The following is a 20,042-nucleotide window of genomic DNA, read 5'->3' on the forward strand; positions in this document are numbered from 1 at the left end:
GTCTGCTGCACGATCAGGTGACAGTTTTGACCTGACCCACCGTTTGGGTTCCAGATTCGGTGACTAAGTGACGGCCTGTACGAAAGGCTGTCCGTCATGCCAAGATGTCACCTATCCGTGCAGCAGACCCAGTCGATGGATATCCGTCATACCTTCTTGGGAAGCTCGCGCGCCACGGGGAGCTTCCCAAGACTGGGCATGGCGCCGACTTGCTGGCTGAGGCGATGGCGAAAACCGTTGAGGCGGCAGACGCTGCCGGTGGCCGGTTTCTGGTGGTTGATCCGCACGTTAATGGGATGAACCCCGACGCTACCGATAAGGTGCGTAACTTCTATCGCCGTCATGGATTCAATGACATTGGCGATAGCATAAACAGAATGTATATGCAGATTAAGACAATCCGCAAGCAACTGTAAAAGCCGCGCGGCAGGAGAACAATGGCTAAAAGCGATATGAAAACCGTCAGCCACGAGAAGCTCCTCAATGAACGCTTGGGCGAAAATGACACCCGAGCAGCGCGGCGCCTTCATACGCCGGACTTGTTGCGCACAGCAGCCCAAACAGCAGGACTATCCCGGTGAGAATTCGCAACAAACGTCAACCTACGGCCCAACCCTCGGGTTTGCTGCTTACTGCGTAGTTTTTGGTTGTGCGGGCATATTGGGGCATTTCGTGCGAAGCGCAGCGGTTGCTTCGTAGGTCTTTACCGAGGATTCAACGAATGCGTTACCCTCGGCCGCTGACGGCTCTAACCCTGGGGCGCGGTTTGCTGAGTCCCGCTGCATCTGTGCTGTCAATTCTGCGGCGTCAGCCCACTTGTTCAATTCGTCTTTGAGTGACGCTGTAGAGACCGATTGCGCGGCGGAACGGATCTTGCCCCCCATGGCCGCCTCTTGGTCGGCCACCGACAGCCAACTGTCTGGACCACCCGGGCCAGTCGACATCTCGGTTTCTACTGACGATGTCATCGCCAGCCAGTCTTGTCCGAGCTGTTCAACGACAGCGCACTCTTCTGGCGATGGCCCAGTGTCTCGCTGTGTCAGCCATACGCCGGTTGTTGCCCCGGCGACCACGATCACGGTGATCGCAACCCATAACCACCGCTTCCCGCGCAGGTTCACCTTCGCCCCTAACTCCCTCTAGCGCCTGTTGTTTTACCTGGGAATTCCTCGATACCGCCGTACGGGTTCGGAATGTAAAGTGTCAAGCCAGGGTTGTCCGCCCACGCCTTCGAGATTCCAGCCGTGTCCATCGGCTCCCACACGCCAGCACCCCACGACGGGCGCATCAGTCCACCACCATCGTTCTGCGGGATCAACTGGTATCGATGTTCCGCTTCAAATTCGTACCCGACCCACGTCGCTGGGTACCAGTTGTCATCGCGCAGAAACCAGCGCGTATGACCCGGTGAACCATCGAACCCTTCCCCGACAACGCGGAACCTATACGCCTCTTGGAGATTCCAACCAGGTGTCGCGCCCCATCCGTTGGGCGGAGGCGTAACCACGTCTTTGAATCCGGACGGATGGCCAGTGACCGGCGGTAGGTCTCTGTGCCAGGGCTTGCCCAGGGGCGGACTCGTTGGCGTACCGGCCCCTTGATAGGGGTGGTCGTAGTCGATGTCCCACCGTCCGCCCCCTCGTTGGGATCCGTGCGGCGGGCGTTGATCCTCCCCAGGGGAGAGAAACGGATCGTCCCCGGTCTGGGGCAAATCGCCCAACCCCGGGGGTCCGAGCTTGTGGCCGACGGCCTGAACGGTTCGGTCAGGGTCCGCAAACTTGATCCCCGCCAACTCGGTGGCCTTGTCTTCGATGCGCCGACCCACCAAGGCGTCGGCTTGCATGAGCTGGTCGGCATGGAAACGGATGTCTTCGGCGTGTTCGAGTAATGCCGTGCGTCGTGATGCCATCGTGGTGATATCGGCGCGGCGGGTGTCGGTGACCGTGAGACCCTCACTCACCCGAAAACCGTCCGCTTCGGCTTCGGTGATGGCTTCGAGCACCTTGCGTACCGCGGCTCGGATGTCATCGCCGCCGTCTTCGGCTAGTTGCGCTGCTGCCCGCTGTACATCGCCTTGACGCCGCACCACACCTAGATCCGCGGTGACACGGTCGAAGGCGGCATCACGGGCGTCACCGGACCAGTTCACGCCACCAACGTTGGCGCGGTGTTGTTCGAATGCGTTGTCGGAGTCGTCGGCTGCCGCACGCCATCGGGTTGCGGCATCGTCGAGATGAGCGGTCGGCCAGCCTTCGATCTCCGAGCGGGTGAGGCTCACAGCGAGATTGTCCCCGCGGCGCCGTCATCGGTCTCGGTGTAGACGCCTGAGCTGGTCGATAATTGCCCTGCCTGGTCGGTCATGCGCGAGGACTGACCGCTTCGCAGCGCCGAAAGCGCCGCATCGAATGCGGCCACCCCTGTCTGACTGGGGTGAACGCCTGACACCCCGCTAGTACCCGAGACAATGCCGCTGGCAACCGCTTCGCTGTCGGCCGCTGCTGCATTTAGCCCATCGGCATCAACACTCAGGTCCACCATGTGACCACCCCACCCTTAATCCCTATACGCACGCTACCATCCCCGCAGCAAACAACCATCGCAAGTTAATTGCGGAGGTAACTCCGTCCATTGGATCGGGGACCTATGTCGTATTAGCGATAGTTGAACAATTCGGGTAGCGGTGGAGCAGCCGCCCGACGACTCCGCACGCACCTTCAGTCAGTATCAGGGTGGTGGCGGTCGCTAGCTCGACACACACTCAACAAAACGGCCCCGCAGGCACATTCCACCTGCGGGGCCGATTTTTGTCGTTGTGTGGGCTACTGAATCGCCATCGCGTCTAAAGTGTCCATCAGCGCAGCATGCGAGTGCACCTCGCGGAGTAATTCGGCCAACCTCCCGAGATCGGCTACGGTCATCGGGTTCATCGGCTCCCGCAACGCCACGTACCGCTCCGTCCGGCCATCCGGAAACTGAACGCCCGAGATGTACACATGGACCCGGTCCTTGATGCCATCCTCGAAGTGCAGCTCGAGATCCCACTCGCGACCCCAGAACTGCCGATAGCCGTTCACCGGATCGAACTCGTACGTCTCCACCGCTCCATTGGGCTCGCTCGCGATAGCGTTCATTGGGTGACGCTCCTCACTCTCTCGGACGAGGGAGTAGCTCGGTCTAACATAATCGGCACCACAACGTTCGCTGTTATCGTTGAACTTGCAGGTCAACCCATAAGGTTGGGTTGCCTGTTCTCGCCAAGTGCGTGGAGCGGCTGATGGCCGGTTCCGGTCAGTAAGAGCTGGCAATAACCGCTGGATTTCGGTGGTTCATACTGGAGTCGATGACGATGGTCCGGTTCGGGACCTGACGGTGGAACAAACAAGGTGGCGCACATGACCAGGCTCGATTCCGTCGAGAGGGCGATAGCCGATATCGCGGCGGGCAAGGCTGTGGTGGTGATCGACGACGAGGACCGCGAGAACGAGGGCGATCTGATCTTCGCGGCCGAGAAGGCCACCCCCGAACTGGTCGCGTTCATGGTGCGCTACACGTCGGGCTATCTGTGTGTCCCGCTCGACGGCGACATCTGCGACCGTCTTGGCCTGTTGCCGATGTATGCGGTCAACCAGGACAAGCACGGTACCGCCTACACCGTCACCGTCGACGCCAAAAAGGATGTGGGAACCGGTATTTCGGCGTCGGACCGCGCCACCACGATGCGGACGCTGGCCGATCCGGGGGCCGTTGCCGAGGATTTCACCAAGCCCGGTCACGTGGTTCCGTTGCGCGCCAAGGACGGTGGGGTGCTGCGCCGCCCCGGCCACACCGAGGCCGCGGTCGACCTGGCCCGCCTGGCGGGCCTGCAGCCCGCGGGGGCGATCTGCGAGATCGTCAGCCAGAAGGACGAAGGGGATATGGCCCGCACCGACGAGTTGCGGGTGTTCGCCGACGACCACGACCTGGCGCTGATCTCGATCGCCGACCTCATCGAATGGCGCCGCAAGCATGAGAAGCACATCGAGCGGATCGCCGAGGCGCGGATCCCCACCCGCCACGGCGTTTTCCGCGCGGTGGGCTACAAGAGCATCTACGAGGAGGTCGAGCACGTCGCCCTGGTCCGAGGTGACATCGCCGGCCCCGACAGTGACGGCCACGACGTGCTGGTGCGGGTGCACTCCGAATGCCTGACCGGTGACGTGTTCGGCTCGCGCCGCTGTGACTGTGGGCCGCAGCTGGATGCCGCGATGGCGATGGTGGCCAGGGAGGGCCGCGGCGTCGTGCTCTATATGCGTGGGCATGAGGGCCGCGGCATCGGGCTGATGCACAAGTTGCAGGCCTATCAGTTACAGGATGCCGGTGAGGACACCGTCGACGCCAACCTGAAGCTCGGGTTGCCCGCCGATGCGCGTGATTACGGTATCGGCGCGCAGATCCTGGTCGATCTCGGGATCCGGTCGATGCGCCTGTTGACCAACAACCCGGCCAAGCGGGTCGGCCTGGACGGCTACGGCCTGCACATCATCGAGCGGGTTCCACTGCCGGTCCGGGCCAACGCCGAGAACATCCGTTATCTGATGACCAAGCGCGACCGGATGGGCCACGACCTCGTCGGCCTGGACGATTACGACGAGGCGGTCAGCATGGACGATTACGACGAGGCGGTGTATCTGCTCGGTGACCGTCGCCCGCCCACCAGGGGCGACGGCGGCACGGTGAGCGGCGTCGTCGGAGACGACAAATGAGTGGCGGTGCGGGGGTTCCTGACCTGCCGCAGCTCGATGCGGCGAACGTGAAGTTGGCGATCGTGGCCAGCACCTGGCACACCCGGATCTGCGATGCGCTGCTCGACGGTGCAGGCAAGGTGGCCGCCGATGCCGGTATCGCCCAGCCGACGGTGGTGCGGGTGCTCGGTGCGATCGAAATTCCGGTGGTGGCACAGGCATTGGCGGCGACGCACGATGCGGTGGTGGCGCTGGGCGTGGTGATTCGCGGGCAGACACCGCATTTCGACTACGTCTGTGACGCGGTCACCCAGGGGCTGACCCGGGTCTCGCTGGACGCCTCCACCCCGGTCGCCAACGGCGTGCTGACCACCGACACCGAGGCGCAGGCACTCGACCGGGCCGGCTTGCCCGATTCGGTCGAGGACAAGGGGGCCCAGGCCGCGGCGGCCGCGCTGTCCACCGCGCTGACCCTGCGTGAGCTGCGCGCCCGCGCGTGACCGGTCAGATGGCGACCGAAACCTGGGATGCCGAGATTCGCCCCTATCTGACACCGTATTTCGCCTATGGCGCCGCGCTGGTCATCTTCGCGGCGCACATCGCGGTGGGGGTACTGCTGAAGGTGGGGTCCACCGGCGTCGTCTTCCAGACCGCGGACCAGGTGGCGATCGCGGCGCTCGGTGCCGTGATCGCGGGCGCGGTGCTGCTCTTCTCCCGGCCCCGGTTGCGGGTCGGGGCAGCCGGGATCGCGGTGCGGAACCTGATCTCCTACCGGTTGATCCCGTGGTCGGATGTGGTCGGTGTGTCGTTTCCGGTGGGCGCCCGCTGGGCCAGGGTCGATCTGCCCGACGATGAGTACATCCCGGTGATGGCGATTCAGGCGATCGACAAGGGCCGTGCCGTGGACGCGATGGACCGGGTGCGGGAGTTGATCGACCGCTACCGGCCCGATCCGGGCTGACGCTACCGGTCGCCCATCACCAGGCCCTCACGGCGCGGATCGGCACCGCCGATCCAGCCCGGGTCGTCGCGCACGAGCGCCGAAAGGCCACTGGACTGGTCGGCCAGGTCGACCCGGTGGCCCAGCGCCCGCAGACCCTGTACGAGCGGATCGTGGTCGCCATTGTCGGCCGTGTCGATCACGGGATGCTCACCGCCGACGTTGGTGGTCGCGGTGTTGGCCGCGCCGAAGTCGACCATCGACACCGCCTGCTGGGGATCGAGGCGCCAATCCACGATGCCGACAATGGTTTTGACCACGAACTGGATGATGACCGACCCGCCGGGGGAGCCCAGGACCGCGTACAGCGGACCGCGCCCCTGGCCGGTCTTGTCGAACATCAGGGTCGGGGCCATGGTGCTGCGGGGCCGCTTACCGGGCTCGACGCGGTTGGCGACGGGCAGGCCCTCGGCGCTGACCGGGTCGGCGGCGAAATCGGTCAGTTGATTGTTCAGCAGAAATCCGTCGACCATGTGGAATGAGCCGAAGGCCGACTCGATCGTGGTGGTGAGCGAGGCCGCGTTGCCGTGGCCGTCGACGACGCTGATCTGGCTGGTGCCGTGTTCGGGCGGAACCGGCGCGGTGATCGGCGGGCCGAAGTTCCCGGGCTGGGCGACCCCCATGCTGTGCTGATCGGATATCAGTGCCGCACGCCCGGTGAGGTAGGCGGTGCCGAGCAGGGTGTCGGGGGAGTTACCGGGCAGCGGAACGAAGTCGGTATCGGCCACGTAGCGGTCACGGTCGGCGTATGCCAGCCGTTCGGCCTCCGAGATCAGGTGCACACCCATGGCCGACGGTCGGCCGCCGTTGCGGTCGAGCTTGGTGGGTTTGTGGCTGCCCATCGCGAAATGCTCCAGAATTCCCAGGGTCGCGGCCACCGCGAGTCCACCCGAGGAGGGTGGTGGCATCCCGCAGACCTCGCGGCCGCGATAGGTGCTGCACAGCGGGTCACGCTGTTTGACCGCATAGTCGGCGAGATCCCGTTCGGTGATCAGGCTGGGGGTGCGGCCGCCGGCGCCGTCGGTGGCCGAGGCCACGATGGCGTCGGCGATGTCTCCGGTGTAGAAGGCGGGCGCGCCGCCGGAGGCGATGGCGCCCAACGTTTTCGAGTAGGCGGGATTGGTCAGCCGGGTGCCCGCCGGCTTGGGGCTGCCGTCCGGGTTGAGGAAGTACGCGGCCGCGTCGGGGTCGAGGCGCAGCTGGGGTGCGGCGTCCTCGATCGCGGCGGCGAGCCGGGGAGTGACGTCGAAACCTTTGTCGGCCATGGCGACGGCGGGGGTGAAAAGATCCCGCCAGGTCTTGGTGCCGAATTCGCGGTGGACGTCGTCGAGCAGGCGGACGATGCCGGGTACCCCGATGGACCGGCCCGATGCCCTGGCGTCGGGTTTGGGCGGGGTGCGGTCGGTGTCGGACACCCAGCGCAGATAGTTCTCGGTGGCGGCGGCCGGGGCGGTCTCGCGGCCGTCGAAGGCCCGCACGGCGCCGGTCGAGGCCTCGTAGTACAGCAGGAAACCGCCGCCGCCGATGCCCGAGGCCTGCGGCTCCACCAGGCCGAGCACCGCCTGCGCGGTCACCAGCGCGTCGGCCGCGGTGCCGCCGTCGCGCAGCACCTTGCAGGCCGCTTCGGTGGCCAGCGGGTTGGCCGTCGCGACCGAGTAGCCGGCGGTCCGCACCGCGGTCATGTCGGTGCGGTAGCCGGTGGCGACTTCCGGACGCGTCGCGAGGTCTGTCGGCGGTGCCGACGATTCAGCCGGCGTACCAGTCGACGATTCGGCGGGCGGCGGTTTGGCGACCGGTGTGCCGTTGGACACGATCTCGCATGCCGACGTGTTGGGGGCCGAACGCTGCGACCCGTCGGCACAGCCGGCGAGGATCAGGGTGACACCAGCGAACAGGGCGATGAGCGAACGCGTGGACGTCAGCAACCGCACTCCCCGACGGTAGCGGAGTTCCGTCGGATCGCAGCAGTAACCTGGAAACCGTGCCCGATCCAGCGACGTACCGGCCGGCGCCCGGGTCGATACCAGTTCAGCCGGGCGTGTACCGGTTCCGGGATCCGCACGGCCGGGTGATCTATGTCGGAAAAGCCAAGAGCCTGCGAAGCCGGCTGACCTCGTATTTCGCCGATATCGCCGGTTTGGCACCGCGCACCAGACAGATGGTGATGACCGCGGGCAGCGTCGAGTGGACGGTGGTCAACACCGAGGTCGAGGCGCTGCAGCTGGAGTACAACTGGATCAAGGAGTTCGATCCACGCTTCAACATCCGCTACCGCGACGACAAGTCGTATCCGGTGCTGGCGGTGACCCTCAACGAGGAGTACCCGCGGCTGATGGTCTATCGCGGGCCCCGGCGCAAGGGGGTGCGGTACTTCGGTCCGTATTCGCACGCCTGGGCGATCCGGGAGACGCTTGACCTGCTCACTCGAGTTTTCCCGGCACGCACCTGCTCGGCGGGAGTGTTCAAGCGGCACAACCAGATCGGCAGACCCTGCCTTCTCGGTTACATCGAGAAATGTTCGGCTCCGTGCGTGGATCGGGTCAGTGCCGAGGAGCATCGGCGCATCGTCGGCGATTTCTGCGACTTCCTGGCGGGTAAGACCGACCGGCTGGCCCGTGACCTGGAACAGCAGATGGTGGTGGCCGCCGAGGAGTTGGATTTCGAGCGGGCCGCCCGGTTGCGGGACAACATCTCGGCGCTCAAGCGGGCCCTGGAGAAGCAGGCCGTGGTGTTCGGGGACGGTACCGACGCCGACGTGGTGGCCTTCGCCGACGACGAGCTCGAAGCGGCCGTGCAGGTCTTCCATGTCCGCGGTGGACGGGTCCGGGGTCAGCGCGGCTGGATCGTGGAGAAGTCGGGCGACCCGGAGCAGTCCGGTCAGGAGCAACTGGTCGAGCAGTTCGTCACCCAGTTCTACGGCGAACAGGCCGAACTCGGCGGTGCGGCCGACGAGGCGACCAATCCGGTCCCGCGTCAGGTGCTGGTGCCGGTGTTGCCGCCCAACGCCGACGAGTTGGCCACCTGGCTGTCGGAGCTGCGCGGATCGCGGGTGGGGTTGCGGGTCCCGGTGCGCGGGGACAAGCGCGCGCTGGCCGAGACCGTGCAGCGCAACGCCAAGGAGGCGCTGGCGCAGCACAAGCTCAAGCGGGCCGGTGATTTCAACGCGAGATCGGAAGCGCTGCAAAGTATTCAGGAAGCCCTCGGGTTGGCCGATGCGCCGTTGCGGATCGAATGTGTCGACATCAGCCATGTCCAGGGCACCGATGTGGTGGCGTCGCTGGTCGTCTTCGAGGACGGGCTGCCCAGGAAGTCGGATTACCGGCACTATGCGATCCGGGAGGCCGCCGGTGACGGCAGGTCCGATGACGTGGCCTCGATCGCGGAGGTGACCCGCCGACGCTTCCTGCGGCATGCGGCCGACACCCAGCCCGACGCGGGCTCCGATCAGCGTCCGCGGCGGTTCGCCTACCCGCCGAACCTGTTCGTGGTGGACGGCGGGGCGCCCCAGGTCAACGCGGCCGCCGCGGTGCTTGAGGAGATCGGGGTCGACGATGTCGCGGTGATCGGGCTCGCGAAGCGGCTCGAGGAGGTGTGGGTTCCGGCCGAGCCGGACCCGGTGATCCTGCCCCGTAACGGTGAGGGGCTTTACCTGCTGCAACGGGTGCGTGACGAGGCCCACCGGTTCGCGATCAGCTACCACCGCAGTAAGCGGTCGAAGCGGATGACGGCGTCCGCGCTCGATTCGGTTCGCGGCCTCGGCGAGCACCGCAGGAAGGCGCTGGTGACGCATTTCGGGTCGGTGGCCCGGCTCAAGGATGCGACGGTGGAGGAGATCACCGCGGTGCCAGGTATCGGGGTGGCGACGGCCAAAGCCGTCCACGCGGCACTCGGCGGCGAGCCGCCCAATGGGTCGAGCGGCGAGCCGCCGAATGGGTCGAGCGGCGGCGAGCCGTCGAACGGGTCGAGCGGCGGCGAGCCAGCGAATGGGTCGAGCAGCCCAGACGCGGCGGCCGAGCCGGATTCGAACGCGTCGGCAGGGGTAAGCGAGGATGATCAACGCAGGGTGATGACAGGTTCTGGGATGAACGACGGCGAACGGCAGGCGGATCCGGCATGACTATCAGCGAGAAGCCGGAGGCCGATCGCGTATGACAGGGGAATTGCACAACGGCGGTCGTGGGCACAGTGTGGTCGGCGAGGACGAGGAGTCGGGCATCGACGTCGTGCTGGTCACCGGCCTGTCCGGCGCGGGCCGGGGCACCGCGGCGAAGGTTTTGGAGGACCTGGGCTGGTATGTGGCCGACAATCTGCCGCCGGAGCTGATCGCCCGGATGGTCGAGCTGGGGCTGGCAGCCGGGTCGCGGATCACCCAGCTCGCGGTGGTCATGGATGTCCGGTCGCGGGGATTCACCGGTGACCTGGACTGGGTGCGCAACGAGTTGGCGACCAGGAACATCACCCCGCGAGTGCTGTTCCTGGAGGCGTCGGACGACATTCTGGTGCGCCGATACGAGCAGAACCGGCGCAGCCACCCGCTGCAGGGCACCCAGACCCTGGCCGAGGGGATTGCTGCCGAGCGCGCGATGTTGGCGCCGGTGCGGGCGGTCGCGGACCTGGTGATCGACACGTCGACGCTGCCGGTGCCGGCGCTGCGGGAGAGTATCGAGCGGGCCTTCGCCGCCGAGACCGTCGCCTACACCAACGTGACGGTAGAGTCTTTCGGGTACAAATACGGCCTTCCGATGGATGCCGACACCGTGATGGACGTGCGGTTCCTGCCCAATCCACACTGGGTGGACGAACTGCGTCCGCATACCGGCCAACATCCCGATGTGCGTGCCTATGTGCTCGGGCAGCCGGGGGCCCTTGAGTTTCTCGACACCTACCATCGGCTCTTGGACGTTGTGATCGCCGGATACCGCCGCGAAGGGAAGCGCTATATGACCGTCGCCATCGGGTGTACCGGCGGCAAACATCGCAGCGTCGCGATCGCCGAGGCGTTGGCGGAGCGGTTGGAGGGTGGCGACGGGCTGACGGTGCGGGCGCTGCACCGGGACCTGGGGCGCGAATGACACCCCGGATCGTCGCGCTCGGCGGGGGGCACGGGCTGTACGCCACGTTGTCGGCCGCCCGCAGGCTCACCCCGCACGTCACCGCGGTGGTCACGGTCGCCGACGACGGCGGATCGTCCGGCCGATTACGCGGCGAACTCGATATCGTGCCGCCCGGCGACCTGCGAATGGCTTTGGCGGCGTTGGCATCTGACAGTCCGCACGGACGGCTGTGGGCCACCATCATCCAGCACCGGTTCGGCGGCAGCGGCGCCCTCGCGGGTCATCCGATCGGCAACCTGGTCCTGGCCGGGCTGAACGAGGTGCTGGCCGATCCGGTGGCGGCGCTCGACGAGTTGGGCCGGATCCTGGGTGTCAAGGGCCGGGTGCTGCCGATGTGCCCGATCGCGCTGCAGATCGAGGCCGACGTCGCGGGGCTGGAATCGGATCCACGGATGAGCCGGGTCATCCGGGGCCAGGTGGCGATCGCGACGACGGTCGGCAAGGTGCGCCGGGTCCGGCTGCTGCCCGGCGATCCGCCGGCCACGCGCCAGGCCGTTGAGGCGATCATGGCCGCCGACTTGGTCGTGCTCGGACCCGGATCGTGGTTCACCAGCGTCATACCGCATGTGCTGGTGCCGCAGTTGGCGGCGGCGCTGCGCGCGACGACGGCCCGGCGGGCGCTGGTGCTCAACCTGGCGGCCGAGCCGGGTGAGACGGCGGGATTCTCCGCCGAGCGCCACATCCACGTGCTCGCCCAGCACGCCCCCGACTTCGCGGTACATGACATCGTCATCGACGCGAGCCGGGTGCCCAGTGACCGCGAGCGGGAGCAGCTCAGCCGCACGGCGAACATCCTCGGGGCCCGAGTCGAGTTTGCTGACGTATCGAGACCTGGTACACCTTTACATGACCCGGCGAGGTTGGCCGCGGCCCTGGAGGGGGTCCGGTTACGTGCGATGGCCCCGGAACGGTCGATGCCGGAGCCCACGGTTCCGACGCCCGCCACCAGATCGGTCGACGCCTCACGTCAGGAGCCGGCACCGAATAGATCGAGAGGGGACGATCCGTGGCGATGACAGCCGAGGTGAAGGACGAGCTGAGCCGGCTCGCAGTGAACTCGGTGAGTGCTCGCCGCGCCGAGGTGGCGTCGCTTCTGCGCTTTGCCGGAGGGTTGCACATCGTCGCAGGGCGGGTCGTGGTGGAGGCCGAGGTGGACCTCGGCATCATCGCCCGTCGCCTGCGCAAGGACATCTACGACCTCTACGGCTACAACGCGGTCGTCCATGTGCTGTCGGCCAGCGGGATCCGGAAGAACACCCGGTATGTGGTGCGGGTGGCCAATGACGGTGAGGCGCTGGCCCGCCAGACCGGGCTGCTCGATCTGCGCGGCCGTCCGGTGCGTGGGCTTCCCGCCCAGGTCGTGGGGGGAAGCGTCGGCGACGCCGAGGCGGCCTGGCGCGGCGCGTTCCTGGCGCACGGTTCGCTCACCGAACCGGGACGTTCGTCGGCGCTGGAGGTCAGTTGCCCGGGGCCGGAGGCCGCGCTGGCGCTGGTCGGGGCGGCCCGACGGCTCGGTGTCAGCGCCAAGGCCCGCGAGGTGCGCGGCAGCGACCGGGTGGTGGTCCGCGACGGTGAGGCGATCGGCGCGCTGTTGACCAGGATGGGTGCCCAGGACACCCGGTTGACCTGGGAGGAACGGCGGATGCGTCGTGAGGTCCGGGCCACCGCGAACCGCCTGGCCAATTTCGACGACGCGAACCTGCGCCGGTCTGCCAGGGCGGCGGTGGCCGCGGCCGCCAGGGTGGAACGGGCCCTGGACATCCTCGGTGACGGTGTGCCCGACCATCTGGCCGCTGCGGGTAAGTTGCGGGTCGAGCACCGTCAGGCTTCGTTGGAGGAGCTGGGTCGGCTCGCCGATCCGCCGATGACGAAAGACGCTGTGGCGGGCCGGATCAGACGGCTGCTGTCGATGGCCGATCGCAAGGCCAAACAGGACGGGATCCCCGACACCGAGTCGGCCGTGACGCAGGATCTGCTCGACGACGCCTGACCCAGGGCCGCGGCCGCGTCCTCACCGGGACAACAGCGCCCAGCCGACCCCGAAGACGGTGATCAGGGACACCGCGGTCAACGGGATGCCGAACCGCACGAACGCCGCCGAGGAGTAGCCGCCCGGAACCATGACCATCAGGTTCGACTGATGGCTGAACGGGTTGAGGAATGTGAACGATATGCAGGTGCCGACCAGGATCAGCAGCAGAACCGGATCCAGGCCGGTGGTGGCGGCGACGGTTAGGACGACGGGGGTCAGGATGGAGGCCGCCGCGGCATTGGTGACGATGTTGGTCAGTGCCGTGGTGCCGCCGGCGATGACCAGGACCACCAGTGCGGTGTTGTCGCCGGACAGGCTCAGGATCGCCCCGGACAGGTAGCCGCCGAGCCCGCTGTTGACGACGATCGTGCCGAGACCGATCGACCCGGCGATGATCGCCAGGATGTTCCAGTTCAGGGCGCGCACCGCCGATCGTGGCGTCAGCACCCCGGTGAGCACCATCAACACCGCGCCGGCGACGGCGGCGAGTTCGACCGGGGCTAGACCGAACGATCCCGCCGCGATGACGGCCGCCAGGATGGCCAGGGCGATCCAGGTCTTGCCGGTCTGCGGAGCCTTGTCGGTGGCCTGCTGCCAGAGCGCCACCAGGGGACTGTCGGCCAGGACGTCGGCGGAGCTGGCGGTGACCAGGCACAACGCCCCCGGCTCGGCGGTGGTGTCGCGCAGCCGTTTGCGGGTCTGGGCGGCGACCACCACGATGTCCTCGTCCTCTTCCAGGTCGCGGATGGTCGCCTGCTCGTTGCCCGCGACCGCGACCAGGTAGAGCCGCTGCGGCGAGGAGCCGAATCGCGGTCCGCCCCACAGCATATGGACCCCGGTCTCGGTCGACCGGTACACCAGGACGTCCTCGGCCTCCAGCACCGAATCTGCGGAGATGGGTTTGCCCCAGCGCAGGATCTCCTGCAGTTCGAATTCCGCGGTGGCGCGGATGCCCAGGTCGGCCGCGGCCTCTCGGGTGGTCAACGTCAGCGCATCGGCATCGCCCGTGCGCTCATCCGGGACAGCCCGATCCTCATTCTCGACGAACCGACCGCGGCACTGGACGCCGAATCCGAGCGTCTGGTGATGTCGGCCCTGCAGCGGTTGATGGCCGACCGGACCGTCATCACCATCGCCCACCGGCTCAGCACGATCCGCGACGCCGACAAGATCGTGGTCCTGGAGGAAGGTCGGGTGGTCGAGCAGGGCACGCACAACGAGCTGCTGAGCGCCGGTGGCCGATATGCTGACCTGCACCGCATCCAATACGAGGACCAGATACCGTGACGCGTTCGCTGATCATCCTGCCCGACGATTCGGCGAAGCCGGTGATCGATGCGATCCACGCCGCCGAACGCTCGGTGCGGATCAAGATGTTCGCCTTCAGTCACCGGCCGCTGCTCGAGGCCGTTGTGGCGGCGCACCGGCGCGGGGTGGATGTCAAGGTGATGCTCAATCCGGAGCGCCGCGACGGCGAGACCGATAACGACGCCGCGCGGGAGGTGTTGCAGCGGTACGCGATCGAGGTCCGGGCCAGCAACCCCGCCTTCGACCTGACGCACGAGAAGTCCATGGTCGTCGACGATGAGCACGCCTTCGTCGAGTCGCTGAACTGGACCGACGAGAACTTCACCGTGACTCGCGACTACGCCGTCGTCACCCCGACCGGCTACGAGGTCGCCGAGATCATCGACTGCTTCGAAGCCGACTGGGCGCGTGAGGGCTTCGACCCCGGCGGCGGAGCCCACCTGATCTGGTGTCCATCGAACGGCGGGCATCGGATCGCCGACTTCATCGACGGGGCCAGGCACACGTTGTTCGTCCAGAACGAGCGCTACCAGGATCCGGTGATCATCGAGCGCCTGGTCCGGGCGGCACACCGGGGGGTCAAGGTGCACATCATGGCCCGCGCGGCCCACCATCTGAAGTCGGGCAAGCTGCTGGAGGGCGTCAGCGGGATGCGCATCCTCGACGATGTCGGCATCAAGATCCACCGGCTCAAGCATATGAAGCTGCACGCCAAGATGATTCTGGCCGACAACGAGCGGGCGGTGGTCGGCTCGATCAACTTCTCCCCGGGCAGCTTCGACCACCGTCGTGAGCTGGCCATCGAGGTGACCGATCACCAGATCATGAAGCGGATGACCGAGGTGGCGCACCACGACTGGAAACACTCCGCGCCGATGGACCTGTCCGACGCTGGGCTGTTGGCCGATCTGGTCGGCCGTGACCCGTCCGACGTCGATCAACTCGCCCTGCACGACCCGGACGCGTGACATTCCATGGGCAGGCTGCGGGTGGCACTCGCGACACCGGACCCGCCGTTCAGCGGTATGCCGGACGGTGGGGGACTGGACCTCGACGTGATCGCGGCGATCGCCGAAAAGCTGGACCGCGCAGTGCAACTCGTCGAGTTCGCGGACAGCGATCTCGATGCCGTCTTCGACGGCCTGTCCGCCGGTTCCTACGACTGCGTGATCGCGGGTGGTGTCGGCGGCACCGAGGCCGGGCAGCGCAGGGCCGCGTTCGCGCCGCCGTACCTGATCTCGGGACGGGCCGTGGCCGTGGACACCGCCCGGCTGCCGCGGGTGCGGGCGGTCGAGGATCTGGCCGGGCTGACCATCGGGGTGCGGCGGGGCGACACCGGCGGCCCGATCGCCGAACGCCTGGTCGACGCGGGGCGAGCCGGGCGGGTCCAGCACTACGGCAGTCTCGGCGCGGCGCTGCACGATCTCGGCACCGGTGGCTGCGATGCGGTGATGGCACTGACACCGGTGCTCGCCGAAGCGGTCAAGCCACGTCCCGGCATCGAGGTGGTGCGACGCGGGTTGTCGACCGAGGAGATCGCGATCGCCGTCGCGCCGTCCGACACCGATCTGCTGAACCGGATCGCCACCGGGCAAGCCGAATTGGAGGCCGACGGCACCCTGCAGCAGATCCGCCGCAGGTGGTTGGGCAACCCGTTCACCGACCAGCACCTGGTGCTGCACTGACCAGGCCGCACGCACCGGCAACGGCACTACTAGGCTGACTGGCGAGCAGTTACCGGCGACCATAGGGAGACACACGTGACCATCCGGGTAGGCGTTAACGGTTTCGGCCGCATCGGGCGCAACTTCTACCGGGCCCTGGCGACGCAGAAGGCCGAGGGCAAGAACACCGACATCGAGATCGTGGCGGTCAACGACCTCACCGACAACGCCAGCCTGGCGCACCTGCTGAAGTTCGACTCCATCCTGGGCCGGCTGCCCCAGGAGGTCAGCCTCGAGGGCGAGGACACCATCGTCATCGGCGAGCACAAGATCAAGTCGCTCGAGGTCAAGGAAGGTCCCGCGGCCCTGCCCTGGGGTGACCTCGGCGTCGACGTCGTCGTGGAGTCCACCGGTATCTTCACCAACGCCGCCAAGGCCAAGGGGCACCTGGACGCGGGCGCCAAGAAGGTCATCATCTCCGCGCCGGCCACCGATGAGGACATCACCATCGTGCTCGGCGTCAACGACGACAAGTACGACGGCAGCCAGAACATCATCTCCAACGCCTCGTGCACCACGAACTGCCTCGGCCCGCTGGCCAAGGTGCTCAACGACGAGTTCGGCATCGTCAAGGGCCTGATGACCACCATCCACGCCTACACCCAGGACCAGAACTTGCAGGACGGCCCGCACAAGGACCTGCGCCGCGCCCGGGCCGCCGCCATCAACATCGTCCCGACCTCGACCGGTGCCGCCAAGGCCATCGGTCTGGTGCTGCCCGAGCTGAAGGGCAAGCTGGACGGCTACGCGCTGCGGGTGCCGATCCCCACCGGTTCGGTCACCGACCTGACCGCGGAACTGGCGAAGTCGGCCACCGCCGACCAGATCAACGCCGCATTCCAGGCGGCCGCCGAGGGACCGCTCAAGGGCATCCTCAAGTACTACGACGCGCCGATCGTGTCCAGCGACATCGTCACCGATCCGCACAGCTCGCTGTTCGACTCGGGTCTGACCAAGGTCATCGACAACCAGGCCAAGGTGGTCTCCTGGTACGACAACGAGTGGGGCTACTCCAACCGCCTCGCCGACCTGGTCGCGCTCGTCGGTAAGTCGCTCTAGCGCTCATGGCTGTGTCGACCCTTTCCGATCTGCTGGCGGAGGGTGTGGAAGGGCGGGGCGTTCTCGTGCGCTCCGACCTCAACGTCCCGCTCGACGACGACGGCAACATCACTGACCCCGGCCGCATCATCGCCTCGGTGCCGACGCTGAAAGCGCTCGCCGAGGCCGGCGCCAAGGTCGTCGTGACCGCGCACCTCGGCCGTCCCAAGGGCGAGCCGGATCCCAAGTTCTCGCTGGCCCCGGTCGCCACGGCGCTGGGGGAGAAGCTCGGTCGCCACGTGCAGTTGGCCGGCGACGTGGTCGGCACCGACGCGCTGGCCCGCGCCGAGGGCTTGACCGACGGTGACGTCCTGTTGCTGGAGAACATCCGCTTCGACGCGCGCGAGACCAGCAAGGACGACGCCGAGCGGCTGGGGTTGGCCCAGGAGTTAGCAGCGCTGGTTGAATCAGCCGACGGTTCGCCCGGCGCGTTCGTCTCCGACGGATTCGGCGTCGTGCACCGCAAGCAGGCTTCGGTCTATGACGTGGCGACGTTGCTGCCGCACTACGCGGGCACCCTCGTCGACGCCGAGGTCAAGGTGCTCGAGCAGCTGACCAGTTCCACCGAGCGGCCCTACGCGGTGGTGCTCGGCGGCTCCAAGGTGTCGGACAAGCTGGCGGTCATCGAGAACCTCGCCACCAAGGCCGACAGCCTGGTGATCGGTGGCGGCATGTGCTTCACCTTCCTTGCTGCACAAGGAGTTTCGGTCGGAACCTCGCTGTGCCAGGAGGAGATGATCGACACCTGCAAGCGGCTGCTGGACACCTACGCCGACGTCATCCACCTGCCGGTCGACATCGTGGTCGCCGACAAGTTCGCGGCCGATGCCGCGCCGGAGACCGTGGCCGCCGATCGCATCCCGGACGGCAAGATGGGCCTGGACATCGGCCCCGAGTCGGTGAAGCGGTTCACCGCGCTGCTGTCCAACGCCAAGACGGTGTTCTGGAACGGCCCGATGGGCGTGTTCGAGTTCCCGGCGTTCTCCGCGGGTACCAAGGGCGTCGCCGAGGCCATCATCGGCGCCACGGAAAAGGGTGCGTTCAGCGTCGTCGGTGGCGGCGATTCGGCGGCGGCCGTGCGCCAACTCGGTTTGCCCGAGGACGGCTTTTCGCACATTTCCACCGGCGGCGGTGCGTCGCTGGAATACCTTGAGGGCAAAACCCTGCCCGGTATCGACATCCTGGAGTCCTGACCTATGGCGCGTAAGCCGCTGATCGCCGGCAACTGGAAGATGAACCTCAACCACTTCGAGGCCATCGCGCTGGTGCAGAAGATCGCATTCGCCTTGCCGGACAAGTACTTCGACAAGGTCGACGTCACGGTCATCCCGCCGTTCACCGACCTGCGCAGCGTGCAGACCCTGGTGGACGGGGACAAACTGCGGCTCAGTTACGGCGCCCAGGACGTGTCGCAGCACGATTCCGGCGCCTACACCGGTGAGGTCAGCGGCGCGTTCCTGGCGAAGCTGGGCTGCAGCTTCGCCGTGGTCGGTCATTCAGAGCGGCGCACCTACCACCACGAGGACGATGCGCTGGTGGCGGCCAAGGCCGCGGCCGCGTTCAAACACGGCATCACACCGATCGTGTGCATCGGCGAGCATCTCGAGGTGCGCGAGGCGGGCAACCACGTCGAGCACTGCACCGAACAGTTGAAGGGTTCCCTGGCCGGGCTCACCAAGGAGCAGATCGGCCAGGTCGTGATCGCCTACGAACCCGTGTGGGCGATCGGGACCGGCCGGGTGGCCGGCGCGGCCGACGCGCAGGAGGTCTGCAAGGCGATCCGGGCCGAGCTGGGCAACCTGTCCTCGCCCGAGGCCGCGGCCGGTGTGCGGGTGCTCTACGGCGGCTCGGTCAACGCCAAGAACGTCGGTGAGATCGTGGCCCAGTCCGATGTGGACGGCGCTCTGGTGGGCGGTGCATCGCTGGACGGGGAGCAGTTCGCCACGCTGTCGGCGATCGCCGCCGGCGGGCCGCTGCCCTGACCCGGCCGCGGCGGGGCGTTCTCACCAGGTAGTCTTGCGGCCATGGAATTGGCTCTGCAGATCATCCTGGTCCTGACCAGTGTGCTGGTCGTGCTCCTGGTCCTGCTGCACCGGGCCAAGGGTGGCGGCCTGTCCACGCTGTTCGGCGGCGGTGTTCAGTCCAGCTTGTCCGGGTCCACGGTGGTCGAGAAGAACCTCGACCGGCTCACCCTGTTCGTAGTCGGCATCTGGTTCGTATCGATCATCGGCGTGGCATTGCAGATCAAGTACAGCTGACAGCTGCCGACTGTGTGTCACAACACAGCCCAGAACCGCCCCGGCATCAGCGCCGGGGCGGTCTTTCGTCTGGTCGGTGTCAGTAGCCGGCGGCGACCTCGGCCCCGGCGTCGCTCAGCAGCGCCCGCGACCCCGATACGCCGAGTCGGGTAGCGCCCGCGGCGATCATGGCCTGCGCCTGCTCGAGGGTGCGCACACCGCCGGAGGCCTTCACCGCGAGCCCGTCCCCGTGCACGGTGCGGTGCATCAATTCAACCGCCCGCACCGTGGCACCCCCGGCGGGATGAAAACCCGTCGACGTCTTGACGAAGTCGGCGCCCGCCGCCGCGGCGGCCCGGCACACCCCGACGATCTCGTCGTCGGTCAACGTCGCCGACTCGATGATCACCTTCAGGACCGTCGGCGCCGGTACGGCGGCGCGCACCGCGGCGATATCGGCTTCGACACGGTCGAAGGAGCCTTCTTTGGCCGCACCGATGTCGATGACCATGTCGATCTCGTCGGCGCCGAGCCGCACCGCCTCGGCCGCCTCGGCCGCCTTGACCGCCGGGCTGTGCTTGCCACTCGGGAAACCGCAGACCGCAGCGACTTTCAGTCGGGAGTCGGGAGAGATGGTGATCGGCAGCATCGAGGGCGATACGCAAACCGAATAGGCACCGAGTGCCTCCGCCTCGTCGACCAGCGCCTCGACATCGGCCGCCGTCGCCTCCGGTTTGAGCAGGGTGTGGTCGATCATCGCGACGACCTGGGCGGCGGTCGGTCGGGTGGTGCTCATCGGGTGGGGATC

The 20,042-nt window shown here is 67.0% G+C and carries 20 protein-coding genes and 1 pseudogene; 14 read left to right on the plus strand and 7 right to left on the minus strand.

Going from position 1 to position 20,042, the window contains the following annotated elements; all coding sequences use genetic code 11:
• Positions 1 to 146: 146 nt before the first annotated feature.
• From ACWDTP_RS17265 to ACWDTP_RS17280, 4 genes are all read right to left on the minus strand, one after another.
• Complete coding sequence (locus ACWDTP_RS17265) at positions 147 to 470, minus strand: hypothetical protein (RefSeq protein ID WP_450021828.1); 324 nt, start codon at positions 468 to 470, stop codon at positions 147 to 149.
• 659 nt (positions 471 to 1,129) lie between these two features.
• Entirely contained in the window at positions 1,130 to 2,278 is a 1,149-nt protein-coding gene (locus tag ACWDTP_RS17270; RefSeq protein WP_450021830.1) for a WXG100 family type VII secretion target, read from the minus strand.
• Positions 2,275 to 2,538, minus strand: a complete 264-nt coding sequence (locus tag ACWDTP_RS17275; RefSeq protein WP_450021832.1) for a hypothetical protein — start codon at positions 2,536 to 2,538, stop codon at positions 2,275 to 2,277. Before ACWDTP_RS17275 ends, ACWDTP_RS17270 begins: the two co-directional genes overlap by 4 nt.
• A gap of 281 nt (positions 2,539 to 2,819) precedes the next feature.
• On the minus strand, positions 2,820 to 3,131 hold the full coding sequence (locus ACWDTP_RS17280) for a hypothetical protein (RefSeq protein ID WP_450021834.1): 312 nt from the start codon (positions 3,129 to 3,131) through the stop codon (positions 2,820 to 2,822).
• Between the two features lie 261 nt (positions 3,132 to 3,392).
• Between ACWDTP_RS17280 and ACWDTP_RS17285 the strand changes: the two genes are divergently transcribed.
• The 3 genes from ACWDTP_RS17285 to ACWDTP_RS17295 are packed head-to-tail and all read left to right on the plus strand — an operon-like array spanning position 3,393 to position 5,682.
• The gene (locus ACWDTP_RS17285) at positions 3,393 to 4,742 is read left to right on the plus strand and encodes a bifunctional 3,4-dihydroxy-2-butanone-4-phosphate synthase/GTP cyclohydrolase II (protein WP_450021836.1); all 1,350 of its coding nucleotides are present in this window, start codon (positions 3,393 to 3,395) and stop codon (positions 4,740 to 4,742) included.
• Positions 4,739 to 5,221, plus strand: a complete 483-nt coding sequence (gene ribH / locus ACWDTP_RS17290) for a 6,7-dimethyl-8-ribityllumazine synthase (protein ID WP_450021838.1) — start codon at positions 4,739 to 4,741, stop codon at positions 5,219 to 5,221. The genes ACWDTP_RS17285 and ribH overlap by 4 nt, the downstream gene beginning before the upstream one ends.
• A gap of 8 nt (positions 5,222 to 5,229) precedes the next feature.
• Entirely contained in the window at positions 5,230 to 5,682 is a 453-nt protein-coding gene (locus ACWDTP_RS17295; RefSeq protein WP_450021881.1) for a PH domain-containing protein, read from the plus strand.
• A 2-nt stretch (positions 5,683 to 5,684) separates the two neighbouring features.
• On the opposite strand, the gene ACWDTP_RS17300 is transcribed toward ACWDTP_RS17295, so the two are convergent.
• Positions 5,685 to 7,652: a gamma-glutamyltransferase family protein gene (locus tag ACWDTP_RS17300; protein ID WP_450021840.1), complete on the minus strand. Its 1,968-nt coding sequence runs from the start codon at positions 7,650 to 7,652 to the stop codon at positions 5,685 to 5,687.
• 50 nt (positions 7,653 to 7,702) lie between these two features.
• Here ACWDTP_RS17300 and uvrC point away from each other — a divergent pair, with 50 nt between their 5' ends.
• From uvrC to whiA, 4 genes are read left to right on the plus strand one after another with little or no spacing between them, the layout of a single operon-like run.
• Positions 7,703 to 9,838 (plus strand): excinuclease ABC subunit UvrC, encoded by a 2,136-nt coding sequence (gene uvrC, locus ACWDTP_RS17305; RefSeq protein WP_450021842.1) that lies wholly within the window; start codon positions 7,703 to 7,705, stop codon positions 9,836 to 9,838.
• Between the two features lie 43 nt (positions 9,839 to 9,881).
• Positions 9,882 to 10,793, plus strand: coding sequence for an RNase adapter RapZ (rapZ, locus tag ACWDTP_RS17310; RefSeq protein ID WP_450021883.1), 912 nt, complete (start codon positions 9,882 to 9,884; stop codon positions 10,791 to 10,793).
• The gene (gene yvcK, locus ACWDTP_RS17315) at positions 10,790 to 11,851 is read left to right on the plus strand and encodes a uridine diphosphate-N-acetylglucosamine-binding protein YvcK (RefSeq protein WP_450021843.1); all 1,062 of its coding nucleotides are present in this window, start codon (positions 10,790 to 10,792) and stop codon (positions 11,849 to 11,851) included. The genes rapZ and yvcK overlap by 4 nt, the downstream gene beginning before the upstream one ends.
• On the plus strand, positions 11,848 to 12,825 hold the full coding sequence (gene whiA / locus ACWDTP_RS17320) for a DNA-binding protein WhiA (protein WP_450021845.1): 978 nt from the start codon (positions 11,848 to 11,850) through the stop codon (positions 12,823 to 12,825). The genes yvcK and whiA overlap by 4 nt, the downstream gene beginning before the upstream one ends.
• 21 nt (positions 12,826 to 12,846) lie before the next feature.
• Here the strand turns inward: whiA and ACWDTP_RS17325 are convergent, their stop codons facing one another.
• The gene (locus ACWDTP_RS17325) at positions 12,847 to 13,695 is read right to left on the minus strand and encodes an SLC13 family permease (RefSeq protein ID WP_450021885.1); all 849 of its coding nucleotides are present in this window, start codon (positions 13,693 to 13,695) and stop codon (positions 12,847 to 12,849) included.
• 135 nt (positions 13,696 to 13,830) lie between these two features.
• Between ACWDTP_RS17325 and ACWDTP_RS17330 the strand changes: the two are divergent.
• From ACWDTP_RS17330 to secG, 7 genes and pseudogenes are all read left to right on the plus strand, one after another.
• Positions 13,831 to 14,154: pseudogene (locus ACWDTP_RS17330) on the plus strand (ATP-binding cassette domain-containing protein); the annotation flags it as partial.
• Entirely contained in the window at positions 14,151 to 15,143 is a 993-nt protein-coding gene (locus ACWDTP_RS17335; protein WP_450021847.1) for a phospholipase D-like domain-containing protein, read from the plus strand. The pseudogene ACWDTP_RS17330 and the gene ACWDTP_RS17335, both read left to right, overlap by 4 nt.
• A 6-nt stretch (positions 15,144 to 15,149) precedes the next feature.
• Positions 15,150 to 15,860, plus strand: coding sequence for an ABC transporter substrate-binding protein (locus ACWDTP_RS17340; protein WP_450021849.1), 711 nt, complete (start codon positions 15,150 to 15,152; stop codon positions 15,858 to 15,860).
• Positions 15,861 to 15,935: 75 nt separating this feature from the next.
• Entirely contained in the window at positions 15,936 to 16,958 is a 1,023-nt protein-coding gene (gene gap / locus ACWDTP_RS17345; RefSeq protein WP_450021851.1) for a type I glyceraldehyde-3-phosphate dehydrogenase, read from the plus strand.
• A 5-nt stretch (positions 16,959 to 16,963) separates the two neighbouring features.
• Positions 16,964 to 18,190: a phosphoglycerate kinase gene (locus ACWDTP_RS17350; RefSeq protein WP_450021853.1), complete on the plus strand. Its 1,227-nt coding sequence runs from the start codon at positions 16,964 to 16,966 to the stop codon at positions 18,188 to 18,190.
• Between the two features lie 3 nt (positions 18,191 to 18,193).
• On the plus strand, positions 18,194 to 18,979 hold the full coding sequence (gene tpiA / locus ACWDTP_RS17355; protein ID WP_450021855.1) for a triose-phosphate isomerase: 786 nt from the start codon (positions 18,194 to 18,196) through the stop codon (positions 18,977 to 18,979).
• A gap of 42 nt (positions 18,980 to 19,021) precedes the next feature.
• Positions 19,022 to 19,255, plus strand: coding sequence for a preprotein translocase subunit SecG (gene secG / locus ACWDTP_RS17360; protein WP_450021857.1), 234 nt, complete (start codon positions 19,022 to 19,024; stop codon positions 19,253 to 19,255).
• 79 nt (positions 19,256 to 19,334) lie between these two features.
• Here the strand turns inward: secG and deoC are convergent, their stop codons facing one another.
• On the minus strand, positions 19,335 to 20,030 hold the full coding sequence (gene deoC, locus ACWDTP_RS17365) for a deoxyribose-phosphate aldolase (RefSeq protein ID WP_450021859.1): 696 nt from the start codon (positions 20,028 to 20,030) through the stop codon (positions 19,335 to 19,337).
• Positions 20,031 to 20,042: the final 12 nt, after the last annotated feature.

This window comes from Mycobacterium sp. NPDC003449 (genome assembly GCF_053588415.1).